Origin of the sequence: Desulfovibrio sp. JY, assembly GCA_021730285.1 — a bacterium.
Taxonomy (GTDB): Bacteria; Desulfobacterota; Desulfovibrionia; order Desulfovibrionales; family Desulfovibrionaceae; genus Solidesulfovibrio.
In genome coordinates this window covers 17,703-43,572 of record CP082962.1, presented here as the reverse complement: position 1 = coordinate 43,572, position 25,870 = coordinate 17,703, and the positions used below count along the sequence as shown (strand labels likewise).

13 protein-coding genes are annotated in these 25,870 nt (G+C 66.8%); 11 read left to right on the top strand and 2 right to left on the bottom strand.

Annotated elements, in window-relative coordinates; genetic code table 11:
• Positions 1-184: 184 nt before the first annotated feature.
• The 5 genes from K9F62_00145 to K9F62_00125 all read left to right on the top strand — a co-directional run bounded on the left by K9F62_00145 (position 185) and on the right by K9F62_00125 (position 17,558).
• Entirely contained in the window at positions 185-3,583 is a 3,399-nt protein-coding gene (locus K9F62_00145) for a response regulator (protein UJX41154.1), read from the top strand.
• On the top strand, positions 3,576-4,679 hold the full coding sequence (locus K9F62_00140; GenBank protein UJX41153.1) for a response regulator: 1,104 nt from the start codon (positions 3,576-3,578) through the stop codon (positions 4,677-4,679). Before K9F62_00145 ends, K9F62_00140 begins: the two co-directional genes overlap by 8 nt.
• A gap of 11 nt (positions 4,680-4,690) precedes the next feature.
• A complete protein-coding gene (locus tag K9F62_00135) occupies positions 4,691-5,881 on the top strand; it encodes a response regulator (protein UJX41152.1) in 1,191 nt (396 codons plus the stop codon).
• A gap of 357 nt (positions 5,882-6,238) precedes the next feature.
• The gene (locus K9F62_00130) at positions 6,239-15,427 is read left to right on the top strand and encodes a hypothetical protein (GenBank protein UJX41151.1); all 9,189 of its coding nucleotides are present in this window, start codon (positions 6,239-6,241) and stop codon (positions 15,425-15,427) included.
• A gap of 100 nt (positions 15,428-15,527) precedes the next feature.
• A complete protein-coding gene (locus K9F62_00125; GenBank protein UJX41150.1) occupies positions 15,528-17,558 on the top strand; it encodes a glycosyl transferase in 2,031 nt (676 codons plus the stop codon).
• 156 nt (positions 17,559-17,714) lie between these two features.
• Here the strand turns inward: K9F62_00125 and K9F62_00120 are convergent, their stop codons facing one another.
• The gene (locus tag K9F62_00120; protein ID UJX41149.1) at positions 17,715-18,941 is read right to left on the bottom strand and encodes a radical SAM protein; all 1,227 of its coding nucleotides are present in this window, start codon (positions 18,939-18,941) and stop codon (positions 17,715-17,717) included.
• Positions 18,938-19,768, bottom strand: coding sequence for a glycosyltransferase (locus K9F62_00115; GenBank protein UJX41148.1), 831 nt, complete (start codon positions 19,766-19,768; stop codon positions 18,938-18,940). The genes K9F62_00120 and K9F62_00115 overlap by 4 nt, the downstream gene beginning before the upstream one ends.
• Positions 19,769-20,107: 339 nt before the next feature.
• Between K9F62_00115 and K9F62_00110 the strand changes: the two genes are divergently transcribed.
• Genes K9F62_00110 through K9F62_00085 form a run of 6 tightly spaced genes read left to right on the top strand, consistent with a single transcriptional unit; the run spans position 20,108 to position 25,870 of the window.
• Positions 20,108-21,262: a glycosyltransferase gene (locus K9F62_00110; GenBank protein UJX41147.1), complete on the top strand. Its 1,155-nt coding sequence runs from the start codon at positions 20,108-20,110 to the stop codon at positions 21,260-21,262.
• Positions 21,252-21,959, top strand: a complete 708-nt coding sequence (locus tag K9F62_00105) for a hypothetical protein (protein UJX41146.1) — start codon at positions 21,252-21,254, stop codon at positions 21,957-21,959. Before K9F62_00110 ends, K9F62_00105 begins: the two co-directional genes overlap by 11 nt.
• A complete protein-coding gene (locus K9F62_00100; protein UJX41145.1) occupies positions 21,956-22,657 on the top strand; it encodes a hypothetical protein in 702 nt (233 codons plus the stop codon). The genes K9F62_00105 and K9F62_00100 overlap by 4 nt, the downstream gene beginning before the upstream one ends.
• Positions 22,654-23,799: a glycosyltransferase gene (locus tag K9F62_00095; GenBank protein ID UJX41144.1), complete on the top strand. Its 1,146-nt coding sequence runs from the start codon at positions 22,654-22,656 to the stop codon at positions 23,797-23,799. The genes K9F62_00100 and K9F62_00095 overlap by 4 nt, the downstream gene beginning before the upstream one ends.
• Positions 23,796-24,701: a radical SAM protein gene (locus K9F62_00090; protein ID UJX41143.1), complete on the top strand. Its 906-nt coding sequence runs from the start codon at positions 23,796-23,798 to the stop codon at positions 24,699-24,701. The genes K9F62_00095 and K9F62_00090 overlap by 4 nt, the downstream gene beginning before the upstream one ends.
• Positions 24,698-25,870, top strand: a complete 1,173-nt coding sequence (locus K9F62_00085) for a radical SAM protein (protein ID UJX41142.1) — start codon at positions 24,698-24,700, stop codon at positions 25,868-25,870. The genes K9F62_00090 and K9F62_00085 overlap by 4 nt, the downstream gene beginning before the upstream one ends.

Below are 25,870 nucleotides of genomic sequence, written 5' to 3'. Positions count from 1 at the left end.
GATAAAGCTGAAGTATGTGGCCGAACTCGTTTCGTATGAGATGGGAACGCTTTTTAAGGACTTCTATGAACTGATGCACCGAAGGACGGTTGTCCATTTTTTGGAGAAGCCTGATACGGAGACTCTGGGTGAAGTCAAGGCGTCTTATCTTCTTTTTGCAAAGGATAATCCACAATACGATCAATTGCGTCTGCTCACCAAGGACGGCCAGGAAATCCTGCGCATCAACAGCAAGGACGGCCAGCCCTGGGTGGTCCCGGGCAATGAACTGCAAATAAAGTCAGACCGGTATTATTTTAAGAATTCCGTCGATCTCCCTCCCGGACAAATCTATACATCCCCCCTCGACCTGAATATGGAATTCGGCAAACTGGAACTGCCGTACAAGCCTATGTTGCGGCTCGCCGCGCCGTTGCGCGATGCCAAGGGGGACGTGGCCGCTGTTTTGGTCCTCAATTACCTGGGCGACGTGCTGCTCAAAAAATTGCACAACCGGCTGGAGTTTGCCGGGCAGACCGTGATGCTGCTCAACCACGAAGGCTTCTGGTTGCACGGCGGTGGGGAGAACGACTGGTCCTTCATGTTTCCGGAACGTGCCGGACATACGTTCGCGGCCAGCCATCCCAAACTGTGGCGCGTCATCAATGCCGCGACCTCGGGCCAGGTGATGGGGCCGGGCGGCCTCTACACTTTCGCCACCATCGTGCTCACGCCGGACAGGTTGCCGGGTTCCGACGTCCATCGCGGCGAAGTGCCCGAGCAGTTCCGGCAGACCTGGAAGGTGGTGTCCCTGACGCCCGATGCCGTCCTGGCCCAGGTTCGTTTCAAGCAGTGGCCCATGTATCTCATTGCCTCGTCGCTGGTTCTCATTCTGAGCGCTCTCGGGGCCTATCTGCACGCCAGCCGCATGTTGGAGCGCCAGGCCGCGGCCTTGGCCCTCGGCCTCAGCGAGGCGCGTTTTCGCGGCCTGGTCGAAACCTCGCCCGACCTGATCTGGGAAACGGACATGGACGGGTATTTTACCTACGTCAGCCCGCGCGCGGCCAGTCTGCTCGGCGTGCCGTCGGAAGGGCTGCTCGGCACGAAAATGGCGCAGTTCCTCCCCCCCGGCGGCGACACCCCCGACGGCACACCCAAAACCTGGGAGGCAACACTTCCCGGCGAGGGGGAGGGCGGCGAGAAGTCGCTTGAAATCAGCTGCGTGCCCCGGCGTCCGCCCGGGGGGGAGACTCTCGGCCGCAGGGGCCTGGCCCGGGACATCACCGAGCGCAGAAACGCCCAGCTTCTGCTCGACGCGGCCCGCCAGGAGGCGGTGCAGGCCAATCTGGCCAAAAGCGAATTCCTGGCCCGCATGAGCCATGAGATCCGCACGCCGCTCAATGCCGTCATCGGCATGAGCCACTTGGCCCTCAAAACCGAACTGACGCCCAAACAGGAGGACTACCTCACCAAGATCCGCTCCTCCGCCGACACCTTGCTCGCCGTGATCAACGACATCCTGGACTATTCCAAGATCGAGGCCGGCCGGTTCGTCATCGAGCAAATTCCCTTCGACCTGGACGTCGTGCTCGGCAACGTTGTCGATATCATGGGGCCGGGAGCCGCCGAAAAACAGCTCGAATTCCTGCTGTCCGTGGGCGATGACGTGCCGTCCTGGCTGGTCGGCGATCCGTTGCGCCTGGGCCAGGTGCTGCTCAACCTCGTCGGCAACGCCGTCAAGTTCACCGAATCCGGCGAAGTGCTCGTGGACGTGCGTCTGGAGGCGATGCTCGCGGACGGCGCGCGGTTGCGCTTTGCCGTGCGCGACACGGGCATCGGGCTGACGCCGGAGCAAAAAAACAAGCTGTTTCTCCCGTTTTCCCAGGCCGACGGTTCGATCTCGCGGCGTTACGGCGGCACCGGGCTGGGGCTGAGCATCTGCCATCGACTGGTGGAGTTCATGGGCGGCAACTTGGCGGTGGAAAGCGTTCCCGGCCAGGGCAGCGAATTCTATTTCAGCCTCACGTTGCCGGTCGCCCAGGATGGGAAGGCGGAGTGTCCGGAAAACGCCGAGGCCCTGGCCGGAATGCACGTGCTCGTCGTGGACGACAATGCCAATTCACGCCAGATTCTAAGCGATGTCCTGCTGTCTCTGCGTTTCAGCGTGACCACGGCGGCGAGCGGCGAGGAGGCGTTGCGTGTGCTTTCCCGCGCCGACCACAACATCCGGGTGGTCCTGCTCGACTGGAAGATGCCGGGCATGGACGGCACCGCCTGCGCCAGGCACATCCTCGCCATGTCGCTGCCGCGCCGGCCGGCCATCGTCATGGTGACCGCCTTCGGGCGCGAGGAGGTGCGGCGCGAGGCCGAAAACACCGGCGTCGACGCCTTCCTGCTCAAGCCAGTGGGCCGCTCCGTGCTCTTCAACACCCTGGCCGCCGTGGTCGGGGTGCCCACCGAGGGCGTGTCCTGCCGCACCAGGCGTTTCGACGCTTCGGCCGACGGGGCCGAGCGCCTGGCGGCCGCGCGCGGGGCGCGTGTCCTGCTGGTTGAGGACAACGACATCAACCAGCAGGTGGCGCGGGAGCTGCTCGAAGGGGCCGGCCTCGTCGTGGAGGTGGCCGAGGACGGCGCGCAGGCCGTGGACATGGTCGATGCCCATGCCTACGCGGCCGTGCTCATGGATGTGCAGATGCCGGTGATGGACGGTCTGGAAGCCGCCCGCCGCATCCGCGCCAACCCCGCCCATGCGGCCCTGCCGATCATCGCCATGACCGCCCACGCCATGGATCAGGATCGCCGCAAGACCCTGGAGGCGGGCATGAACGACCATATCGGCAAGCCCATCGATCCGGCGGAGCTCTATGGCATCCTGGCCCGCTGGCTGCTCCCGGACGGCGGTGGCGCCGACGCGGGCCGGACGCAGGCGGCCCCGGCCGTGCCGCTCCTGACGGAAACGGACGAGCGACCGCGCCTCGACGTCCGGCTGGGGCTGTCGCGCGTGCGGTCCAACGAAGTCCTGTACCGCAAGATCCTTGGGGAATTCCCTATAAAATTCAGCGAGATCGCCGCCTCGATCACCGAGCGCCTGGGGGCGGGGGACACGGCCGTGGCGCGGCGGCAGGCCCATACCCTCAAGGGCGTTGCCGGCAATATCGGGGCCATGGCGCTTTATGCCATTGCCGCCGACGTCGAGGCCTGCATCAGGGACAGGCCGGAGCACTGCGACGCCCTGATCGGACGGCTCGACCGGGAACTTGCCGCGGCGCAGGAGGAAATCGCCGCCTACCTCGGCGCGCCGCCGCCGGAAACGTCCTCGTCCCCGCTGGAGGCGGCCGGGGAACCGTTGTCCCGGGACGCGCTGCTGACGCTTGCCGGCGAGCTGGTCGACGCCCTGGCCCATAGCGACACCCGCGCCCTGGATGTGTTCGCCGCCCTGGCGCCCGAAGCCCGTCGCCGCGACCCGGACGGCGTCGCCGCCCTGTCCGACGCCTTGCGGAAACTCGATTTCAAGGCGGCCCGGTCCCAGGCCGACAGGCTGCGCGACAGGCTGGGCGAGGAGGCGCGCCTGTCGCAAAGCGTCCCGGGAGCGGCGCATGAGTGAAAAGAAGCGCGTGCTCGTTGTCGACGACACCCCGGACAACATCTTCATTCTGCGGGAGATCCTCGCCCCCGAGTACACCGTGCTGGCGGCGCTTAACGGTCCCGAGGCCCTGGAGGTCGCCACGAACGTGCCTCGGCCGGACTGCATCCTGCTCGACGTCCTCATGCCGGGCATGGACGGTTACGAGGTCTGTCGTCGGCTCAAGGCCATGGACGCCACGCGGCGTATCCCCGTGCTGTTCGTGACCACCCTCGACGACGTCCGCGACGAGACCCGGGGCCTGGAACTCGGGGCCGTGGACTTCATCACCAAGCCGGTGCGGCCGCCGGTGGTGTTGGCCCGGGTGCGCAACCACCTGCGCCTCAAGGCGTATCAGGACGGGTTGGAGCAGGAAGTGCGGCGGCGGACCAGGGAGGTCGTGCGCACCCAGGACGTGGCCATTTTGAGCCTGGCCGCCCTGGCCGAATCGCGGGACAACGAACTGGCCGGCCACTTCCGGCGCACCCAGCGCGTGGCCCGGCTCCTGGCCAGGAAGATGGAGCTTCTGCCCGCCTATGCCGATTTCTTTCGAACCGTCTCCATCGACGTCCTTTACAAGTCCCTCCCGCTGCACGACGTGGGCAAGGTGGCCATTCCCGACAACATCCTGCTCAAGCCCGGCAAGCTGACGCCCGAGGAATTCGAAACCATGAAGCTGCACACCGTGCACGGCCGCGATATCCTGACCCGGGCCGAGAACTTCCTGGGGCGCGATTCGTTTCTGAGCCTGGCCCGCGACATCGCCTATACCCACCATGAGCGCTGGGACGGGACCGGCTATCCCGAGGGCCTGGTCGGCGAGGCCATCCCCATCCCCGGGCGCATCATGGCCGTGGTGGATGTCTACGACGCGCTCATAAGCGAGCGCGTCTACAAGGCCCCGATGCCCCATGCGAAGGCTCTGGAAATCATCGCCCAGGGCGGGGGGACCCATTTCGACCCGGCCATTGTCGCCATTTTCCTCGGCCAGGAGGATCGTATCCGCGAAATTTCCCTCGCCCATGCCGATTGCGACGCGGAACGCCAGGCCCTGGCCCCCGCCGTTTCGCAGCCGTAAGGAGTCTTCGCATGTCTGAACCACGTTTTCGGATTCTGGTGGTGGATGACGAGGAATACAACCTCATGATGTTAAACGAGATCCTGCGCGGCGACTACGACGTGAGCATCGCTCTCGGCGGGCTCGACGCGCTGGAGCTGCTCGCCTCCTCCCTGACCGTGGACCTTATCCTGCTCGACGTCATGATGCCCGATCTCGACGGCTACGAGGTGTGCCGGCGTCTCAAGGAAAACCCCGCACGCAGGGATATCCCCGTAATTTTCGTGACGGCCCTGAGCGCCGGCGAGGACGAGGAGCGGGGGCTGCGGCTGGGGGCCGTGGACTACATCACCAAGCCCTTCAAGCCCTCGGTGGTCGCGGCCCGGGTCATGGCCCACCTGAAGCTCTACCGGCAGCAGCAGGTGCTCGAGGCCATGGTCGCGGCGCGCACGGCCGATTTGCTGCGGGCCAAGGAGGAAGCGGAAGCGGCCAATAGGGCCAAAACCGCCTTTCTGGCTAATATGAGCCACGAATTGCGCACGCCGCTCAACGGCATCCACGGCATGATCGAACTGTTGGCCGAAAGCGGACTCGACGCGCAGCAGCGGGAATTCGCCGCCTATCTCAAGGTCTCCGCCAACCGCCTCCTGTCGCTTCTAACCGCCCTGATGGAGCTGTCCCGGCTGGAAGCCGGCAAACTGGTCCTGGCGCCGAAACCCTACGACCTGTTCGACACCCTGGAGGCCCTGACGGCGGCTTTCGCCCGCAAGGCCGCGGCCAGGGGGCTCGTGTTGCGGGTGGACATCGCCCCGAAGATGCCCCGGCTCGTGGTCGGCGACCAGGCCGTGCTGGTCCAGGCCCTGGTCAATCTTTTGGAAAACGCGGTCAAATTCACGCATCAGGGCGAGGTGGTCCTGACCGCGACCCCCATGGACACGCCGGCGGACGCCCGGGAAAATCCCGAAGAACGCACCCCCTGGCGGCGGTGGCTGCGCTTTTGCGTGCGCGACACGGGGGTGGGCATCGCCCCGGACAAGCTGGCCGAGATCTTTCGCAGCTTCGTCATTGCCGAGGATTTTTTGAGCAAGGAATTCGGCGGGGCCGGCCTGGGGCTCAGTATTGCCCAGGCGCTGGCCGGGCTGCACGGCGGGCGCGTCACGGCGGAGAGCACGCCAGGCGTCGGCAGCCTGTTTTGCCTGGAGTTGCCCTTCGAAGCGAGCTGAGCCCGCTTGGTCGGGGCTGGGCCCATCCGCTCGGCCGGCCAGGCGGCCCCGGCCGGATTTTTCCGACGGCCTTGCTTTGACCGCGATACGGACCGGCGTCCTTTCCTCTTCTCCCACCTTCCCCTCGGTTGCCGCTGACGGCAAACCTTTCCAAACGGCAATTTTTGCAGCCCGCCGGATTGAGCTTGTTTTTAAGTTACTTATTTTGTTTGATAAAATATGGTTTAAAGTTTGCACATTAACCGTTGCCGGGAAGAAATTTCCTGCATGTCGGCATTGGGCGACCATGGCGGCAACAAGGACAAGTCGGGCAGCGCATCGCTGCCATGCAATACAAAAGGCAAGGAGAAATCCAACGTGACTGTATCACTCATCACATCGTACAGCGCAGAGGAAATCTCGAATCTGTCCCGGACGGCGTTTCGAAGCCTGGCCGCCACCGGATTTTCCGCGTTGCTGGAAACGCAGGTCGAAGCCTTCACCACGACGGAAATGTCCTGGCTGACATCGGCCCAGGCCGCTGCCCTGACCGTGGATCAGATCGTCAATTTGAGCGCCGCGCAGTTCTCCGGCCTGGGGCGGTCCCAGGTGTCGACCTTCACCACCACGGAAATCGCCTCCCTGACCAGCACCCAGCTTGCCGGGCTGACCGAAACCGACATCACGGAGCTGACGCGGGCCCAGGTCGCGGCGCTCACGCCCACGCAAATCGCCTCCCTGGCCACCACGCAGATGCAGGCCCTGCGTGCGACCCAGATCGCCTCGCTTTCCGCGACGCAGCTCAAGGCCCTTTCCACGACGCAACTGTCCGCCCTGTCGCAAAAGCAGTTCACCTACCTCTCCACCACGTGCGTCGCCGCGCTTTCCACCACCCAGCTGGCCGCGCTTTCCACGACGCAGATCGCCTCCCTGACCGGCAATCAGTTCAGATACCTCACGACCGAGCAGATCGCGAGCCTGTCCACCACCCAGGCGGCCGCCCTGACCCTGACCGAGCTTGCCTCCATGACCACGGCCCAGGCGGAATATCTGTCGGCGGAAAACATCGCGGCCCTGGATACCTCGGCCCTCCGGTGGCTCACAAAGGACGTCGTTTCCAGTCTGGCCGATACCCAGATCGCCGCCTTGTCCCAGACCCAGATCGGGGCGTTGACCAACGCGCAGATCAAGTATCTGACCACGGAGCAGATGGCGTACCTGACGACGACCCAGCTGGCCGGCCTCTCCGCGACCCAGCTGGCGTACCTGCAAACGACCCAGGCCGCCGTCTTGACGGAAACCCAGCTGGCGTCGCTGACCGAAACGCAGATACAGGGGCTCAACAGCAAATGCGTCAGCGTGCTGACCATGACGCAGTTCGAGGCCCTGACCGAAACCCAGTTGGCGGCGTTGACGCAAAAGCAGCTCAGCGGCTTGACCGGCACCGATATCGATGAGCTGTCCATGGACGATCTGTCCGTCTTTTCGTCCACCCAACTCGCGGCCCTGAACGCGGCGGCCGTCAAGAGCCTCAGCGAGGAACAGATCGCGTCGTTGACCACGACCCAGATCGCCGGGTTGACGAAGGCGGAACTTTCGGTCCTGGCCGATACGCAGATCGCGGCCCTTTCCACCACCCAGATCGCCGCCATAAGCACCACGGCCCTGACGGGGCTTTCGGTCACGGGCGTTTCGCTTTTGTCCACGGCCCAGATCCAGGCTTTGACCACCGAACAGCTGTCGGTCCTTCGCGGCGCGCAGATACGGGGCCTCACCGAGGATCAGATTCCCTTTCTCACCACGACCCAGATCGGCGTGCTGACCGCGACCCAGCTGGCCTACCTGACGACCAAGGCGGCCAAGGCCCTGACCGCCGACGAACTGGGGGCGCTGACCGAAACGCAGCTGAAGGGCCTTTCCGGCGCCTCGCTGAGTAGCCTCAGCGAGGATCAGTTCACGGTCCTGTCCATCGCCCAGGTGGCCTCCCTGACCACGGCCCAGATCCAGTCCCTGACCAGCACCGACATCAGCGAATTGAGCCTGACCCAGCTGGCCGCGCTGACCGCGACCCAGATCAAGTACATCACCGCCGCCGCCCTGGCCGGGCTCAGCGAAGAGCAGGTGGCCCTGCTTTCGGCCACGCAGATGGCCGGGCTCACCAGCACGCAGCTCGGGGCGCTGGCCGACACCCAGATTTCGGCCCTGACCACCACCCAGATCGCCGGGCTGACCACGACCCAGATTCGGGGCCTGAGCAGCACGGACATCGGCAACCTGTCCACCGAGCAATTCGCCGCCCTGAGCGAAACCCAGCTCGGCTCCATGAATAAGACCCAGCTGAAGGGCCTGACCGCCGCCGAAGTCGAGGTGCTGACCACCACCCAGCTCGACGGCCTGAGCGCGGTGCAGATGGCCTCGCTTTCGCAGACCGTCATCGAGTCCCTGGACGAAACCCAGTTGGCGTCGCTGAGCCTCAACCAGCTCAAGGCGCTGACCGGCACGGCCATAAGCCAGCTCGATACGACGCAGCTCGAGGCGCTGACCGAAACCCAGCTGGCCGCGCTGACCACCACCCAGCTCAAGTCCCTCACCAGCACCGACATCGGTGAATTGAGCCTGACCGTGCTGGCCGCGCTGTCGGCGACGCAACTTTCCGCCCTGACCGCCTCGGCCGTGTCCGGGTTCACGGACGAGCAGCTGGCGGCCCTGACCACGACCCAGCTCGCGGGGCTTTCCGCCGCCGGCATCAAGGGGCTTGGCGAGGACCAGATCGCGCAGTTGACGACCACGCAGATCGCGGCGCTTTCCACCGCCGAGATAGGCGCCCTGACGGCCACGCAGGCTGCGGCGCTGACTGACGCCCAGTTGGAGGCGATGACCACCACCCAGCTGCGAAGCCTCACCACCACGGCCATCCGGGCCCTTGGCGAGGACCAACTGGAAGCGCTTTCCGCCGAACAGATGAGGTCGCTGCGCACGACGCAGATTGCGGCCCTGACCACCGACCAGATCGATTCGCTCTCCGAATCGCAACTGGCCATGCTCGCCACCACGCAGATTTCGGCCCTGGCGGCCACCCAGATCGCGGCGCTTGACGGCACCCAGCTTTCGAGCCTTTCCGTGACCCAGTTTTCCCGGCTCACCTCCACCCAGTTGGCGGCGATCACCTCCACGGCAGTGGGCGATCTGACCGCCGAACAGCTGGCCGCCCTGACCGTGACGCAGCTGCGGGGCCTGACCAGCACCGGCGTGAGCGAACTGACCGCCACCCAGCTCGGAACCTTGACCGCCACGCAGATCGCGGCGCTGACCGCCACGCAGATAAGCGGACTTTCGGCCACGGACATGAAGGAACTGACCCTCACGGTGCTTTCCGCCCTCACGTCCACCCAGATCGGAGCCCTGACCGCCGAGGCTATCGAGGCGCTGTCTCGCGAACAACTGGCCGCCCTGACCGAGACCCAGCTGCGGGGCCTGGGCAAGACCCAGAGCGCCGCCTTGACCACCACCCAGGTCGGGAGCCTGACCGCCGAACAGGTCGCGGCCCTCTCGACCTCCGCCGTTAGCGGCCTGACCGCGACCCAGGTGGGGGCGCTGTCCGAGACCCAGCTTGCGGCGATGACCACCACCCAGCTTTCCGCCCTGACGACCACGGCGCTTTCCGGCCTGACCGCCGATCAGGTCGCGGACCTGTCCACGACCCAGCTGCGCGGCCTGACCACGGCCCAGGTGGCCGGGCTGACGACCACGGTGGCCGCCGCGCTTTCCACGGAGCAGCTGGCCGCCCTGACCCTGGCCCAGACCAAGGCCTTAAGCGGCACGGATCTGAGCGTGTTGACGTCGACGCAGATGGCGGCCCTGACCACCACCCAGCTTTCCGCCCTGACCACCACCCAGCTCAGCGGGCTGACCAGCACGGACGTGGCCGAACTGACCCTGACCGAACTGGCCGCCCTGACCTCCACCCAGCTTTCCGCGCTTTCCACCGACGCCCTGCAGGGGCTGACCACGGAAGAGATCGCGGCGCTGACCGCCAGGCAGGCCAGGGGCCTGACCGCGACGCAGCTCAATTCCCTGGAGACCTCGCAACTGGCCGCGCTGGCCGCCACCCAGCTGGCGGCGCTGGCGACCGGCGCGATAAGCGGGCTCAGCCGCGACGCGCTTGCCGCGCTGACCACGGAGCAGTTGGCCGGGCTGACGGCGGGGCAGATGTCCGCGCTTTCCACCACCGCCCTGGCCGGTCTTTCCGAAACCCAGATGGCGTCGCTTTCCACCACCCAGCTGCACGGCCTGACCCAGACCCAGATGGGCGCGCTGACCGAAACGGAAGTCCGGGCCCTGACCGAGGAACAGCTTTCCGCCCTGTCCAGCACGCAATTGCGGGGACTGACCGCCACCGCGGTCAGCGCCCTGACCGCCACCCAGATCGCCTCCCTGAGCGAGCGGCAGCTGGCCGGGCTGTCCGTGGCCCAGGTAAACGGCCTGACCAGCACGGACGTGTCCGAGCTGACCCTGACCGAACTGGCCGCACTGACCTCCACCCAGCTGGCGGCCCTGTCAGAGGACGCCCTGGAAGGGCTGACCGCGACCCAGCTGGCGGCCCTGACCGCGACCCAGCTGTCGGGCCTTACCGCCACGGAGATCGCGGCCCTTTCCACCACCCAGCTGGCGGCGCTTTCTTCCACCCAGCTTTCGGCGCTTTCCACCGACGCCATCGGCGGCCTCAGCAAGACCGAACTGGCGTCCCTGACCACGACCCAGCTGGACGGGCTTTCCTCCAGCCAGATCGCGGCCCTGACCACGAGCGCCCTGACCGGACTCGACGCGACCCAGATCGCCTCGCTTGAAACCTCCCAGCTTCGCGGGCTGGCCGCGACCCAGCTCAACGCGCTGACCACGACCACGCTGGCCTCGCTGACGGATACGCAATTGGCGTCCCTGACCACCACCCAGATCGCGTCGCTTTCCAGCACCGGCGTCAGCGCCCTGACCAGGACCCAGGTCGCGGCCCTGACCTCGTCCCAGCTGGCCGCCCTGACCACCACCCAGATCAGCGGCTTTACCAGCACGGACGTGTCCGAACTGACGCTGACCGAGCTTGCGGCCCTGACCGCGACCCAGTTCGCGGCGCTCTCCGAAACCGCGCTGGAAGGGTTGGCCGTCACGCAGATGGCCGCTTTGACCACCACCCAGCTCGGCGGGCTGACCAGTACGGAAATCGCGGCCCTGGAAAGCACCCAGCTTTCGGCCCTGACGTCCACCCAGCTTGCCGCGCTTTCCGCCGACGCCGTAAGCGGCCTCGACGCGACGGACATGGCGGCTTTTTCCGCCACCCAGCTTTCGGGGCTTTCTTCCACCCAGATCGGGGCGCTGACCACGAAGGCCTTTGCCGGTCTTTCCGCCACCCAGATCGCTTCGCTGGCGACATCCCAACTGCGGGGCCTGACCGCCACCCAGCTTGCGGCCTTCACCGCCACCGAGGCGGCGTCGCTGACCACGACCCAGCTGGCTTCGCTTTCCACCACCCAGCTGGCGGCCTTGAGCGGCAACGGCGTCTCCGGCCTCGACGAGACCCAGATTGCCAAGCTGACCACGACCCAAATCGCCTCGCTTTCCACCACCCAGATCGCCTCGCTTACCAGCACCGATCTCGGCGAATTCACCACGAAGCAGATCGCGGCCCTGACCGCGGCGCAGATCGGCGCGCTTGCCGCCTCGGCGCTTTCCGGCCTCGACGCGACGCAGCTGGCCGCCCTGACCACGACCCAGCTTTCGTCCTTGTCCGCCACCCAGCTGGCCGCCCTGGACACGGACCAGATCGCGACGCTCGCCACCACCCAGATCGCCGCTCTCGGCGTGACCGCCATGGCCGGCCTGACGGCCGACGAGTTCGCCGCCATGTCTCCGGAGCAACTGGCGGCGCTTTCCTCCACGCAGATCGCGGGGCTGTCCACGACCACGCTGAGGGCCCTGTCCGCCACGCAGATGGCCTCCCTGTCCGGCTCCCAGCTTTCCGCGCTGACGTCCACCCAGTTTTCGGCCCTGACCACCAGCCAGGTCGCGTCCCTGACCGAAACCGAGTTGGCCGCGCTTTCCACCACCACGTTGTCGGGCATGGCCAGTACCCAGATCGGGGCCATGACCACCACCCAGCTGGGCCTTCTGACCACGGAGCAGCTGGCGGCGCTTTCCGCCGCGGCCATGCGCGGCCTGACCACCACCCAGGTGGCCTCGCTGTCCACGGAGCAGGTGGCGGCGCTTTCCGCCACCGAGATCGCGGCGTTAAGCGACAGCCAGATCGCCTCGTTGACGCAGACCCAGATCGAAGCCCTGACCACGACGCAGATCCGGGCGCTTTCCACCACCCAGATCGGCGACCTGACCACGTCCCAGATCGCGGCGTTGACCACGTCCCAGATCGACGCCTTCACCATGACCGCCATGGCGAGCCTCACCTCGACCCAGGTGGGCGCGTTGCGGGAAACCCAGCTGGAACGGCTGGCCGCCACCCAGGTGGCGTCGCTTTCCACCACGGCCGTAAGCGGCCTGACCGCGACCGAGATCGCGGCGCTTTCGACCCGGCAGACGGCGGCCCTGACGGCCGCGCAAATGGCGGCGCTCTCCACGGCGCAGCTGGCGTCCCTGGCCGCGACCCAGTGGGGGAGCCTGACCACCACGGCCATGGCCGGGTTGACGCGGTCCCAGGCGGCGTCCCTGACTTCGACCCAGCTGGCCGGGCTGTCCACGGAGCAGGTGGCCGCTCTTTCCGAAACGGCCGTCGGCGGCCTGACCACCACGGCCATGGCCGGGCTTGCGGCGACCCAGATGGCCGCCCTGACCACCACCGAGATTTCCGGCCTGACCGATAGCCAGCTGGCCTCCCTGTCCACGGCGCAGCTCGCCGCCTTGTCCACGACGCAGATCGCGGCGATTGCCGAAACGGCCATAAGCGGCCTGACGGCGACCGAACTGGCGGCATTGAGCCGGGCGCAGCTTTCGGCCCTGACCACGACCCAGATCGAAGGGCTCAGCGAAACCCAGGTGCAGGCGCTGTCCGCGACCCAGATCGCCCAGTTGAGCCTGACCCAGATCGGCGGCCTCTCCGCCACCCAGATCACGGCCCTGACCGCCGACCAGCTGGCCGCCCTGTCGGAAAGCCAGTTGACGGCGCTCTCCGTGGCCGCCGTCCGGGGGCTTTCGGCCGAGGACATCGCTGCGCTGTCCACCACGCTTCTGGCCTCGCTGACCGCGACCCAGATCGGCGGCCTGACCGCCACCCAGGCCGCGGCCCTGACCACGACCCAGCTGGACGTCCTGGACGTGGCGCAGCTGGCGGCGCTTTCCACTGCCGCTATCGCGGCCATGACCGCGACCCAGATCGCCTCGCTTTCCGCCACCCAAATGGCGGCGCTGACCACCAGCCAGGTCGGGGCGCTGACCAGCGACGCGGTGGCGGCGCTTGACGCCGAACAGCTGGCCGCCCTGTCCACGACGCAGCTGGCCTCGCTTTCCACCACGGCCGTGGCCGGGCTCACGACGACCGAGCTGGCTTCGCTGACCACCCGGCAGCTGCAAGCGCTGACCACGACGCAGATCGGCGCCTTGACCGAGACCCAGCTGGCTTCCCTGACCACCACCCGGTTGGGGCAGCTGACGGCCACCGAGATGGGCGGGCTCACCTCCACCCAACTGGCGTCCCTCACCACGACGCAGCTGACGTCGCTTTCCACCACCCAGCTGGCTTCGCTCGCCGCCACGGCCATGGCCGGGCTGACCGCGACCCAGTTGGCCGGACTGTCCGATAGCCAGTTCGCGGCCCTGACCACGACCGAGCTGGCCGGGCTGACCACGACCCAGATCGCCGCGCTTGATCCCACGCGGATAAGCGGGCTGACCGCGACCCAGCTGGCCGGGCTGACCACGACCCAGATCGGCGCGCTGACCACGACCGAGCTGGCCGCGCTCTCGACCACGCAGACGGCGGCGTTGACCACGACCCAGGTGTCGGGCCTGACCGAGACCCAGTTGGCGGCGATGACCACGACCCAGCTGGCCTCGCTGACCACGACCCAGGTCGCGCACCTCTCCACCACGGCCATGGCCGGGCTGACCGCGACCGAAATCGAGTCCCTGAGCACCAAGCAGTTCGCGGCCCTGACCGCCACGCAGCTTGGCGCGCTGACCACCACCCAGATCGCGGGCCTGTCCGCGACCCGCCTGGCGGCGCTGACCACGACCCAGATCGCGAGCCTGACGTCCTCCGAGATCGGCGCGCTGACCCCGACCCAGCTGGCGGCGCTGACCCCGACCCAGATCGCGAGCCTCTCGACCACGGGCGTTTCCGGCCTGACCGCCGACCAGATCGCGGCCTTGTCCACCCAGCAGCTGGCCGCGCTTACGACCACGGAAATGGCGGCGCTTTCGACCACGGCGCTCTCGGGACTGACGACCACGGGCATCGCGGCCCTGTCCACGACCCAGTTGAGCGGCCTTTCGGCCACCGGCATGGGCGCGCTTTCGACCACGGCCATCGCCAGCCTGACGGCCACGCAGCTTGCGGTCCTGACCAGCACGGAACTCTCGGGGCTCACGTCCTCGCAGGTCGCGGCCCTTTCCACGACCCAGATCGACGAACTGACCACCAGGCAGTTGGCGGCGCTTTCGACCACGGGCATCTCCGGCCTGACCGCGACCCAGCTGTCCGGCCTGTCCACCAGCCAGCTGGCGGCGCTTTCCACCGAGCAGATCGGGGCCATTGCCGCCACGGCCATCGCCGGCTTCAGCACGACGCAGCTGTCCAGCCTGACCGCGACCCAGTTCAAGAGCCTTTCCGAAACCGGCGTCTCCGGCCTCTCCGCCACCCAGCTGGCCAGCCTGACCACCGCGCAGGTGCAGATGCTGACCGCGACCGAGATGGGCGGCCTGACCGCGACCCAGGTGGGCGCGCTGACCGATACCCAGTTCGCGGCCCTGTCCACCAGCCAGGTCGCGGCGCTGTCGGTCTACGGCATCAAGGGATTGACCGAGACGCAGATCGCGAAGATGTCCACCACCCAGTTCGGCGCGCTGACCTCCACCCAGATCGGGGCTCTGACCACCACCGAGATCGACTCCCTGTCGACCACGCAGATGGCGGCCCTGACCACAACCCAGATCGACGGCTTCAACCGCGTGCAGCTGCGGTCGCTCAGCACCGAGCAGTTGCAGGCGCTTTCCACGACCCAGGTCGCGTCCATGGACGAAACCCAGATCTCCAGCCTGACCGCAACAGAAATGCAGAACCTCACGGCGGCCCAACTGGCAATCCTCACCTCCACCCAGATCGGGGCCATGGGCGCCGAGCAGTTCGGTTCCCTGACCGCGACCCAGATCGGCTCCCTGTCCGGGGTGCAGCTCGGCGGCCTGACCACGACCACCATCTCCAGGCTCTCGACCACGACCATCGCGGCCCTGACCACGGAAGAGATCGACGCGCTCAACGCAACCCAGCTCAATGCCTTTACGACGACGCAATTGGCCTCTATGACGGAAGCACAGCTTGAAGCGGTGGAAAACGCCAAGGCTTAAACAACGGTCCCGACATGAAGCGACGCCGTTTCCAGGCGGCGTCGCCCCGCATCGGGGCTGACGGCATCACCTTACACCTCGCAAATATTCAGGCGGCATCATGACCAACGATATTCTGTCTCCGGCCTTGCTCCAGTCCATGACGGCCTCGTTTAGTGTCACCGACCTCATCAAGACGGCGGAAACCCTCAAGCGCAGCGGACAGACGGCCTCGATCGAGACGGTCTACGCCGCCTGGCTGGGGCACCATCCCGACGATCCGTTGCGCTACGCGGTGCTCTTCAACTATTCGGTCGCGCTTCAGGACGTCGGCAAGCTGGACGCGGCCCGGGAATGCCTCGAGCAGGCCATCACCCAACATCCGGAATTCATGCCGGCCTACATCAATCTCGGGCGCATCTACGAGCGGCAGGGCAAGATCGGCCTGGCCGTCATCCAGTGGTCGGCCGGCCTGGCCAAAATGGGGGGCGTCACCGGCACGTCCGTCATGCACAAGACCACGGCTCTCAACCAGAGCGCCCGGGCGCTGGAGGCGTTGAGCCAGGACGAGAGCGCGGAAAACATGCTGCGGGAGAGCCTGGAACTGGACCGACAGCAGCGGGAGGTCATCCAGCATCTGGTCGCGCTTAGGCAGCGGCAATGCGAGTGGCCGGTGCTTTTGCCCTCGGAGCGGGTGGACCGCACGCTGCTCCTCGAGGGCATGTCGCCCCTTTCCGCCGGGGCCTTTGCCGACGACCCCGTTTTGCAGTTGGCCATCGCCGCCAGGTACAACCTGCTCGATGTCGGCCAGCCCGAGGGGGCGCATTTCGCCTGGCCCAAGGCCATGGAGCAGACCGGCAAGCTGCGCATCGGCTACCTTTCTTCGGATATGCGCGAACACGCCATGGGCTACCTCATGACCGAAATCTTCGGGCTCCACGACAGGAGCAAGGTGGAGGTCCACGCCTACTACTGCGGCATCGAGGCCACCGACGACCTGCACGCGAAGTACAAGGCCGAAGCCGACCACTGGACGTCGATCAGCCACCTGGACGATGCGGCGGCGGCCCAAAAAATCGTCGACGACGGCATCCATATCCTGGTCGACTGCAACGGCTACACCCGGGACGCGCGCCTCAAATTGATCGCCCTGCGCCCCGCGCCGGTCATCATCAACTGGCTGGGCTATCCCGGCACCATGGCCAGCCCCTACCATCACTACATCATCGCCGACGACTGGATCATCCCCAAGGATCACGAGCTCTATTATACGGAAGAGGTCCTGCGCCTGCCGTGCTACCAGCCGAGCAACCGGACAAGGACCGTGGCCCCGGAACGTCCCACCCGGGCGGAGGCGGGCCTGCCGGAAGATGCCATGGTCTATTGCTGCTTCAACGGCCTGCACAAGGTGCACCGGTTCACCTTCGAGCGCTGGCTGTCGATCCTGGCCGAGGTGCCGGGGAGCGTGCTATGGCTGCTCGGCGGCCCCGAGACGGTGGAGAAGCGGCTGCGCGACTACGCGGCCGGACGCGGCATCGCCGGGGAACGGCTCGTGTTCGCGCCCAAGGTCAAGAATCCGAACCATCTGGCCCGCTATCCCCTGGCGGACCTCTTTTTGGACACCACGCCCTACGGCGCGCACACTACCGCCTCGGACGCCTTGTGGATGGGCGTGCCGGTCCTGACCCTGAGCGGCCGATCGTTCGCCTCCCGGGTCTGCGGCAGCCTGGTGCGCGCGGCCGGATTGCCGGAAATGGTGTGCGAGACGCCCGAGGCCTTTATCCAGCGGGCCGTGGCCTTCGGCAAGGACCCCGAGGCCCTGCGGGTCGTGCGGGAAAAGCTGCGCGACGCCCACGATTCCTGCGTGCTCTTCAATATGCAGCTGCTCGTCGGCAAGCTCGAAGAACTCTACGCCCAGGCCTTCGAAGCATTCAAAGCCGGCCGGCTGCCGCGACCGGACCTGACCAACCTCGACGCCTACCTGGAAGTCGCCACCCGCATGGACCACGAAGCCCTGGATGTGCAGTCCCTCGCCGATTACCACGGCTGGTGGTCGGAACACCTCGCCAAACGCCACCGGCAGCGTCCCCTGTCCCGCGACCGCCGCCTCGTTACCGATGTTGAGAAATTTCCGGGAATTGAAGAGCATTAGGAGGGAAGAGGGTGCGAGAGGGGAAACCCTTTCAAGAAAGGGTTCTCCCCTCTCGCGCTCTCCCCTTCCTAAAGTTTTCAATGGATACGATTTTCACCGTACCAACTGAATTCTATTGAAAGTCTTGGGAAGGGGGGCCTGGGGGGAAACCTTTCTTCAGAAAGGTTTCCCCCCAGTTTCCTTTTTTCCTCCCCCCCATTCCTCACGCATAGCGCCGCGCATGTCGGCGTCGGGGCGGACCTTGACCAGAAAGGCGGGGAGGTAGTCCAGGCGTTTTCGGAGCAGCGGCCCGACGGTTGTTTCGCGGAGAGGCGCGAGTTCCGAGGCGCCGTGGCGGCCCAGGTACACCGGGTCCACGCCGTCGCAGGCGTCTCGGGCCGGGCAGTCGGCGCACTGGGCCGGGAAGAGCTTGAAGCGGTCACCGCGCATGCCGCAAAGCGTTGTGCCGTCGGGGAGCGTTTCGGCAAGCGGCGAGAAGGCATGAACCGGGCGCACGCCGCTTGCCGGAATTGCCAGGGGCTCGGCGCAGTAGGCCGGCGGCTGGTCGTGGTTGAGGCAGCGGTTGCGCCATTCGTAGGGGTCGTAGGGCACGCCGAGGACCCCGACCACATGGGCGGCCAGGGACGGAAAGGCGCACAACGGCACGTAGCGGATGTTGGCCGCGACCCGGCCGGCGGTCAGGATGGCCACGGCTTCTTCCAGATAGGGCCGGATTTTCGTGTACGACGCGGCCAGGGCGGCGGCTTGCTCCATGCCGCGCCAGGCATGGTAGGCGTTAAAGGCGATGAAGTTGACGGCGTAGACGCCTCGGGAGACGGCCAGCCGGGCGATGTCCGGGAGGCTGCGGCGGTTTCGCTCCAGCATGACCGTGTTGCAGGCGTACTGGAAGCCGCGCGCGTCCAGGGCGTCCATGGCCGCGAGCAGGGTGGCGAGCGACCCGCCGCAGGTGGCGGCAAAGGCGTCCGCGTCGGCGGCATGGAGCGAAAAGAGCAGGTCCGTCAGGCCCGCTTCGAGGAGCCGGTCGAGGAGCGTGCGCCCGTCGCGCTCGCGCAGGAGAAACTGCCCGAGGGTGATGCAGCGCACGGCCAGCCCGGCGGCGACGGCTTCGGACACGATCTCCGGCAGTCCCTTGTGCACGGTCGGCTCGCCGCCGGTGATGTCGAGATGGGTTAGCCCATTGGCGGCAATGGCCCGGACGATGGCGCGGCACGAGGCGGTATCGCGCATTTTGGCCCGGCGCAGGGCGGAAAATTGTTCCGGTCCGCCTTCCAAGAAGCTGTAATAGCAGAAGGCGCAGGAGTGGGGGCAGCGTAGCCCCAGGTCGAGCACCGCGCCGCGGCCGAGGTGTCCTGGCGTGTGAAAAGCGACGCCGGGAAAGGTCATGGCGCGACGTCCCCCCTGGCCACGGCCGCCCGGGCTTGCCGCACGAGTGCCTTGGACTCTTCCAGAAGCCGGGCCCAGTTGTCCGGGGCGTGGATGTCCACCCGCCGGCTTTGGGGATGGTCCCGCACGGCCATGAGCGCTTGGGGCACGTGGACGAAGCGCGCCCCGGCCAGGGCGAAGCGCTGGAACATGTCGTGGTCGTGGGCCAGGAGCGCCGGGTCGTAGAGGCCGCAGCGGTCGTGCAGGGCGCGCGCGTAGAGCTTGCACACGCCAAGCAGGTACCAGTTCCCGAAGCAGGCCGTAAAGCCGTAGTCCGGCAGGGCGAAGCGGCGCAGCACGCGCATGGCGTCGTCCACGATGTGCATGTCGGCGTAGGCGAAATCCGCGCCGCTTTCCGTAAGCGCGGCGACGAGGCTGGCCAGCATGTGGGGATAGGCCAGATCGTCGCAGGGCACGTAGGTGCAGTAGTCGCCCGAACTGGCGGCGATGCCGGTATTGAGCGTCTGGCCGAGTCCCTGGTTGCGCTCGTGGCGCACGATGCGCAAGGCGCGGCCGGCGGTGCGGTAGACCGGGTGCCGGGTTCGCTCGATGACGTCGTTGTCCGCGTCGTAATGGCTGGCGAACGAGGTCTGGCGATGTTCCAGGTCGTCCTGGAAGTGGGCCAGTTCGCCCCGGGTGTCGTCGGTCGAGGCGTCGTCCACGACTACGATTTCCAGGGCCGGATAGTCCTGAAACCACAGGGAATCCAGGCAGGCACGCAAATAGCGGGCCTGGTTGTAGGCCGGCACGACCACGGACACCGTGGGGAAGGGGGCTGATTGCGGCATGGCGCGGCACCTCGCGGGACCGGCGAAAGTTTGGCATGATCGGCGCATGCGGTTCGTATCACGGCCGTTTTTTCCCGGTTGCGGGTCGGACGCCTCCCCGGATGTACGGGACAAAGCGCCGTCTGGTCCAGGGGGATGCCGGCCGCCACCTGGTCCGGTCGCCACGAGCCGGGAAAGGGTTTCCCCGCCATGCGCGGCGCAGTGCCCGGGTCCTTTACGCCCCGAAGCCGGCTGGCGTATGTTCCGGGAAGCAAATTTTCGCGTCAGGCCAAGGCGTTGGCGCTATCGTGAACGGGCGCCCCAACGGGGCAGGATATTTGTCGGAGAGCCGGAAAAAACATGTTTGCATGGGATCCCAGACTGGAAGCCGTCGGCGTCGACCGGCCGCTCGTTTCCATCATCGTCACCAGCCACAACTACGCCCGGTTCATCGTCGCGTGTCTGGAGTCCGTGCGCGGCCAGACCTACACGGCCTGGGAGTGCGTTGTCGTGGACGACGCCTCCACGGACGACACGCACGAGGTCCTGACCGCCTATCTGGCCGGGCCGGGGAGCGGGGCGGCCTTTCGTTACGTCCGGCGGGAGGGCAACGGCGGCCAGATGGAGGCGTTTCGGGACGGCCTGGCCCTGGCCAGGGGCCCCTTCGTCATGATGCTCGACGCCGACGACGTGCTGCTGCCCGATTTCCTGGAAACACACATGGCCGTGCACCTCGGCACCAAGGCCGTGGCCTTCACGAGCTCCAACCAGTACCAGATCGACGCCTCCGGCGCGGTCATCGGCGGCGACCACCCGGACCATCTGGCCAAGGGGTTTTACCGCTACGTGCCCCAGCAGGTGTTCCAGAAAACCTGGTGGATCTGGGCCACGGCCAGTTCCATGGTTTTTCGCCGGGCCACCCTGGACCTGATCCTGCCCGATCCCGGCGTGTCCTTTCCCATCTGCGCCGACTACTACATCGCCCATTTCTGCCAGCAGGTCGGCAATTCCATCCTCATTCCCACCATCCACGGCTGCTACCGCCGCCATGGGGAGAACAATTTCAGCGCCAACCCGCTGGTCGGGGCCATAAACGCCCTGGGCGACGTGGCCAGACATCCGCCCCACGACGCGTTTCGCCGGGCCATGATCGCCCATGTGCTGGCCCATTACGACCGCTTCAGGCCCATTTTCGGACCGGTGGGGGTGCTGGTCATGCTGTACCGGCTGGCCCGCTACGACGAGATGCGCCGGATTCTTACGGACCACGCGGACACGTTCGCGCCCTGCGGCCGGGGGCTTTTGCGCCGCTATGTCCGGTTCCGCCTGACGCGCTTGGCTTATGACCGCAGTCCCTTTGACGCCCGGCTCATGGTCATCGATCCGCCCCAGACCGCCTTTGTGCCGCCGCCGCCCGTTCCAGGCCGCATCTGGCTTAGCCGGCTGCGCCAGCGGCTGGGGACGCTTTTCGTGGGAACGCAACCGACACCGGAGGCTTGTCGCCATGGCAACTGATCCGTTGGTGGTGGGGCTCATCATGGCCCGGGGCGGCGGTTCCACGCTCTACCGGAAAAACGCCTTTCGGCTCCACGGCAGGCCGGTCCTGGCCTGGGCCATCGACATCCTGCGGCAGGCCGGTTTCATCGACACGGTCTTCGTCTGGACCGAGGACGCGCAACTGGCCGACGTCGCCCGGGAGGCCGGGGCCGTGGCCCTGCCGCGCCCCAGGGACATGGTGCATTATTTCGGCGGCAGCTGGACGTTCGGCGAGTGGTGCCGCACCCAGGACAAGCAAATGGAAGAGCATCTGAGCCGGCGTTACGACTACGTGGTGCCGCTCAATTGCAACTGCGTGTGCCTGCGGCCGGAGAGCCTGCGGACCATGTATGACCTCTTGCGCGGGAGCCGGGGCCATGTGTTTCGCGTCCAGGCCGTCAGCCGGGTGGCCGGCGGGCTGTGCCTGGAAAATTCCGCCAATGGCCGGCTGTTTCCGATCTGGAACGACACGGACCGGGCACCGGACGCCAATCCGCCGCTTTTCCGCATGGTCGGCGCGGCCGTGGTCGATCATACCATGCCCAATACCGGCGACATCGTCACGCGCTACCACGAGGTGTCGTCCCGGGAGGGCTTCGATTTCCAGCACGCGGACGACATCCCCTTTGCCCTGCATTACCTTTCCGACCGGGCGCGGGAGGAGGGGGCGCCATGAACACCTCCGCCGTCATTCTGGCCTTGTCCTGGCTCGATCCGGGCACGGCGGCGCTGTGGGACCGGCGGCTCGCCGGGGAAGGGCTGCTTGCGCGGGTGGCGCGACATTGCCGGGAAAGCGGGGCCGTGGATACGGTGTGCGTCGTGACCGACGTTCCCGCGATCGCGGCGGCGGGGGAGGGGCTCGGGGCCAGGACCATGGCCTGCCCGGAATTTTTCCGGGGCCATCCCTGCAATTTTCTCAATATCGAGGGGCAAAACCTGTTCCGGGAGTTCCAGCTGACCCTGGAGACCGGAACCCAGGCCGACCTGACCTTTTTTCTGCCCTGGAACATGCCCTTTCTGGACGGCCGGATGCTGGAGAAGATGTACCATACCCTGCTCGAGGACCCGCTTACGGCGCGACTTTTGCCCCTGTGCCCCGTCGATCCGCAGCTTATGGCGCGCGTTGACGGCGGCGGGGACTTTTTCCCGATCTGGCTGCACAAGACCGTGGACCGTCAGCTCATCCCGCAGCTCCACCGGCCGGCTCCGGCCTACCTGACCCATTGGAGCCGGGTGTTTGCCTGCATGCCCAAGGTGGCCGGGCTGCCCTGCGACAAGACAGAGACCTTCCGGGTGCGGGAGGAGGCGGATGTAGCCCTGGCCGCGTTTCTGGAAGACTACCGGCTGGGCCGGAAGGGGGATGCGGCGCGATGAACGTCCACGAGAGGATCGCGGCCGCGCGCGACGCCGCCGAGGCCGGCCCGCCCGTTGCCCTGCCCGGGGCGTTGGAGGATACGCGTCTTTTTGCCGTCCCGGTGACGTGCCCCCGGGTGAGCTTTATCCTCACCAGCTACAACTACGGCCGCTACATCACCGACTGCCTGGCCTCCGTGGCCGGCCAGGACTACGACAACTGGGAATGCCTCGTGGTCGACGACGCCTCCACGGACGATTCCGTGGCCCGGGTTCGGGCGTTTCTGGCAAGCGCCGCCGCGCCCGAGCGCTTCAGGCTCATCGAGCGCCCGGTCAACGGCGGCCAGATGGAGGCCTTTCGCGACGGCCTGGACCGGGCCACGGGCAGCTTCGTGGTCATGCTCGACGCCGACGACGTGCTGTTGCCCGATTTCCTGACCGCCCACATGCGGGCGCACCTCGCCGTGGCCACGGTGGCCATGACCAGCACCAACCAGTACCAGATTAACGGCGCGGGCGAGGTGATCGCCGGGCAGCACATGGACCACCAGTCCAAGGGCTATTTCCGCCACGTGCGCAAAACGAGCTTCCAGAAGGGATTTTGGGTCTGGGCCACCTCCAGCTCCATGGTATTCCGGCGCAGCACCGTGGAGCGGATCATGCCCCGGGACGGGACCACCTTCCGCATCTGCGCCGACTATTACATCGCCCATTTCTGCCACCTGATCGGCGACTCGCTGCTCGTGCCCACCATCCACGGCTGCTACCGCCGCCACGGGCAAAACAACTTCGGCTCCAACCCGGTGCTCGGCAACATCAACAGCGTGGGCGACCTGGACAAACACCCGCCCCACGACCTTTTCCGGCAGACCATCATCCGCCACGTGTGCGAGAACAGGGACCTCTTTTATCCCATCTTCATGGGCAAGGGGCTGGTCCGGTTCCTGCTGCGTCTGGTCAGGCCCGCCGAGCTGCCGGGGCTGGTGGCCCGGTATCCGGAGATCTTTCCCCGCGCCACGGCGCATTACCTGTGGCTGGCGACACGGGCCGCCTGGGCGCGCTCGCGGACCCCGGTCAGCGAGAAATTCAAGATTTTGCCGGTCGCGGCGACGCGGGACGAAAGGCCCGGCCCCGCGCGGCCGGATGGGAGGCAGGCGACATGATTCCCCTTTCCCGGATGCAGATCATCCAGATCGATGTGACCAATGCCTGTCCCAACCGCTGCTCCAACTGCACGCGGCTGGTCGGGCATCACCGCGAGCCGTTTTTTATGGACATGGACACGTTTCGGCGGGCGGTCGATTCGCTGGCCGATTTTCCCGGCGTCGTCGGCATGATCGGCGGCGAACCGCTGGTGCACCCGGACTTCGCCGCCATGGCCGCCTACCTGGCTTCGGTCGTCCCGGACCGCAAACGCCGGGGCCTGTGGTCCACCGTGCCCAAGGCCCTGGGCCAAAAATACGGGACGCTGATCCGCGAGGTGTTCGGCTACCAGTCGTTTAACGACCACAGCCTGGACAAGATCCTGCACCAGCCCGTGCTGGTGGCGGCCGAGGAGGTCGTCGCCGATCCCGAGGAAATGTGGCGGCTCATCGACGACTGCTGGGTGCAGCGTTACTGGTCGGCGTCCATCACGCCCAAGGGCGCGTTTTTCTGCGAGGTTGCCGCAAGTCTGGACATGCTGTTCGACGGCCCGGGCGGCTGGCCCGTCGAGCCCGGCTGGTGGAAACGCGCTCCCGGCGATTATGGGGACCAGATGGCGCGCGCCTGCCCGCATTGCGGCTGCGCCATCGCCTTGCCGCGCCGGCCGAGCGCGCAGGGCATCGACGACGTGAGCCCGGGGAACCTGCGGCGGCTTACCGCCCTCGGTTCGCCCAAGGCGGCGGCCGGCAAGGTGGAGGTCTTCCACGGCGGCCTGGAAGCCGACTGGCATCCTGGGCCCAACTGGTACATGTCGGCCATCGATCGCGGCGAGGAGCTGGCCTGCCGGGCGCGCATCGCCCGGCGTCTCGAAACCGGGGAAACGGCCGGGGACGCGGCCGGGGCGACGGAGGAGCGGGCATGAACGCGTCGGCGCGCCTCCCCACGACGAAAAAACGCTCCCTGACCAGGCGCGGCGTGGTCTGGCTGGGCCAGACCTGCAACCTGCGCTGCCGGTTCTGCTATTTCCAGACGCGCATCGAAGCCAAGGACCACCCCGAGCATCCCTTCATGGGCCTGGAAAAGGCGACCGCCATCGTCGATACCCTGCGCGGCCACTACGACAACCGGGCCATCGACATCCAAGGCGGCGAGCCCACCATTTTCCCGGGCATCGAGCGCCTCTGCGAGCACTGCGCGAACATCGGGCTGACGCCGACGCTCATCACCAACGGTCTGGCCCTGGCCAACCGGCAGGCCTGCCGGCGTCTGGCCGAGGCCGGCGTGCGCGATCTGCTCGTCAGCGTCCACGGCCTGGGGGACAGTTACGACGACGTGGTCGGCGTGCCCGGCGCGCACAAGAAGCAGATGGACGCCTTGTCCAATTGCCTGGCCGTGGGGCTGCCCGTGCGGTTTAATTGCGTGCTGACGCGCTCCGCCCTGCCGCAGCTTGGCGATGTGGCCCAGCTTGCCGCCGATGTCGGGGCGCGGGTGGTCAATTTTATCGCCTTTAATCCCTTCGAGGACCAGCAGACCGGCGAGCGCTCCCGCAAGGACGTGCCGGCCTACGGCGAGGTGACGCCAGCCCTGGTCGCTGCCCTGGACAGCCTGGGGCGCGCCGGCATCGAGGCCAACGTGCGCTATTTTCCCCTGTGCCAAGTGCCGGACGCCTATCGGAAAAACATCTACGACTTCCAGCAGCTGCCCTACGACTCCCACGAGTGGGACTACGCCTCCTGGTCCTGGACGGACATGAAGCCCCAGCGCATGCGCGACGGCGAGCTGTCGCCGCTCATTACCCTGCGCGAGGCCAACCTGCGCTCGCCGCTCTACCGGGCCATCCCGGCCGAAGTGGCCGAGCGTTTCACCACCGAGGAGCTTTACCGCGAAAACGCCCGCATCCGGGCCGTGGAGCATTGCGGCTACAGGTACGCCCCGGCCTGCGACGCCTGCGGCGCGCGGGGCATCTGCGACGGCTTCCACGGCGACTACGCCTCGTTTTTCGGCTTTGACGAGGCCGCGCCCATTGTCACGCCCGCGCCGATCACCGACCCGAAGCACTACATCGACGCCCAGGACAAGATCGTCGATTGA

Excerpts from the sequence above, each read along its gene's own strand:
- K9F62_00140 (UJX41153.1), top strand. The coding sequence starts at position 3,576 with ATGAGTGAAAAGAAGCGCGTGCTCGTTGTCGACGACACCCCGGACAAC.
- K9F62_00135 (UJX41152.1), top strand. The coding sequence starts at position 4,691 with ATGTCTGAACCACGTTTTCGGATTCTGGTGGTGGATGACGAGGAATAC.
- K9F62_00125 (UJX41150.1), top strand. The coding sequence starts at position 15,528 with ATGACCAACGATATTCTGTCTCCGGCCTTGCTCCAGTCCATGACGGCC.
- K9F62_00120 (UJX41149.1), bottom strand. The coding sequence starts at position 18,941 with ATGACCTTTCCCGGCGTCGCTTTTCACACGCCAGGACACCTCGGCCGC.
- K9F62_00115 (UJX41148.1), bottom strand. The coding sequence starts at position 19,768 with ATGCCGCAATCAGCCCCCTTCCCCACGGTGTCCGTGGTCGTGCCGGCC.
- K9F62_00110 (UJX41147.1), top strand. The coding sequence starts at position 20,108 with ATGTTTGCATGGGATCCCAGACTGGAAGCCGTCGGCGTCGACCGGCCG.
- K9F62_00105 (UJX41146.1), top strand. The coding sequence starts at position 21,252 with ATGGCAACTGATCCGTTGGTGGTGGGGCTCATCATGGCCCGGGGCGGC.
- K9F62_00100 (UJX41145.1), top strand. The coding sequence starts at position 21,956 with ATGAACACCTCCGCCGTCATTCTGGCCTTGTCCTGGCTCGATCCGGGC.
- K9F62_00095 (UJX41144.1), top strand. The coding sequence starts at position 22,654 with ATGAACGTCCACGAGAGGATCGCGGCCGCGCGCGACGCCGCCGAGGCC.
- K9F62_00090 (UJX41143.1), top strand. The coding sequence starts at position 23,796 with ATGATTCCCCTTTCCCGGATGCAGATCATCCAGATCGATGTGACCAAT.
- K9F62_00085 (UJX41142.1), top strand. The coding sequence starts at position 24,698 with ATGAACGCGTCGGCGCGCCTCCCCACGACGAAAAAACGCTCCCTGACC.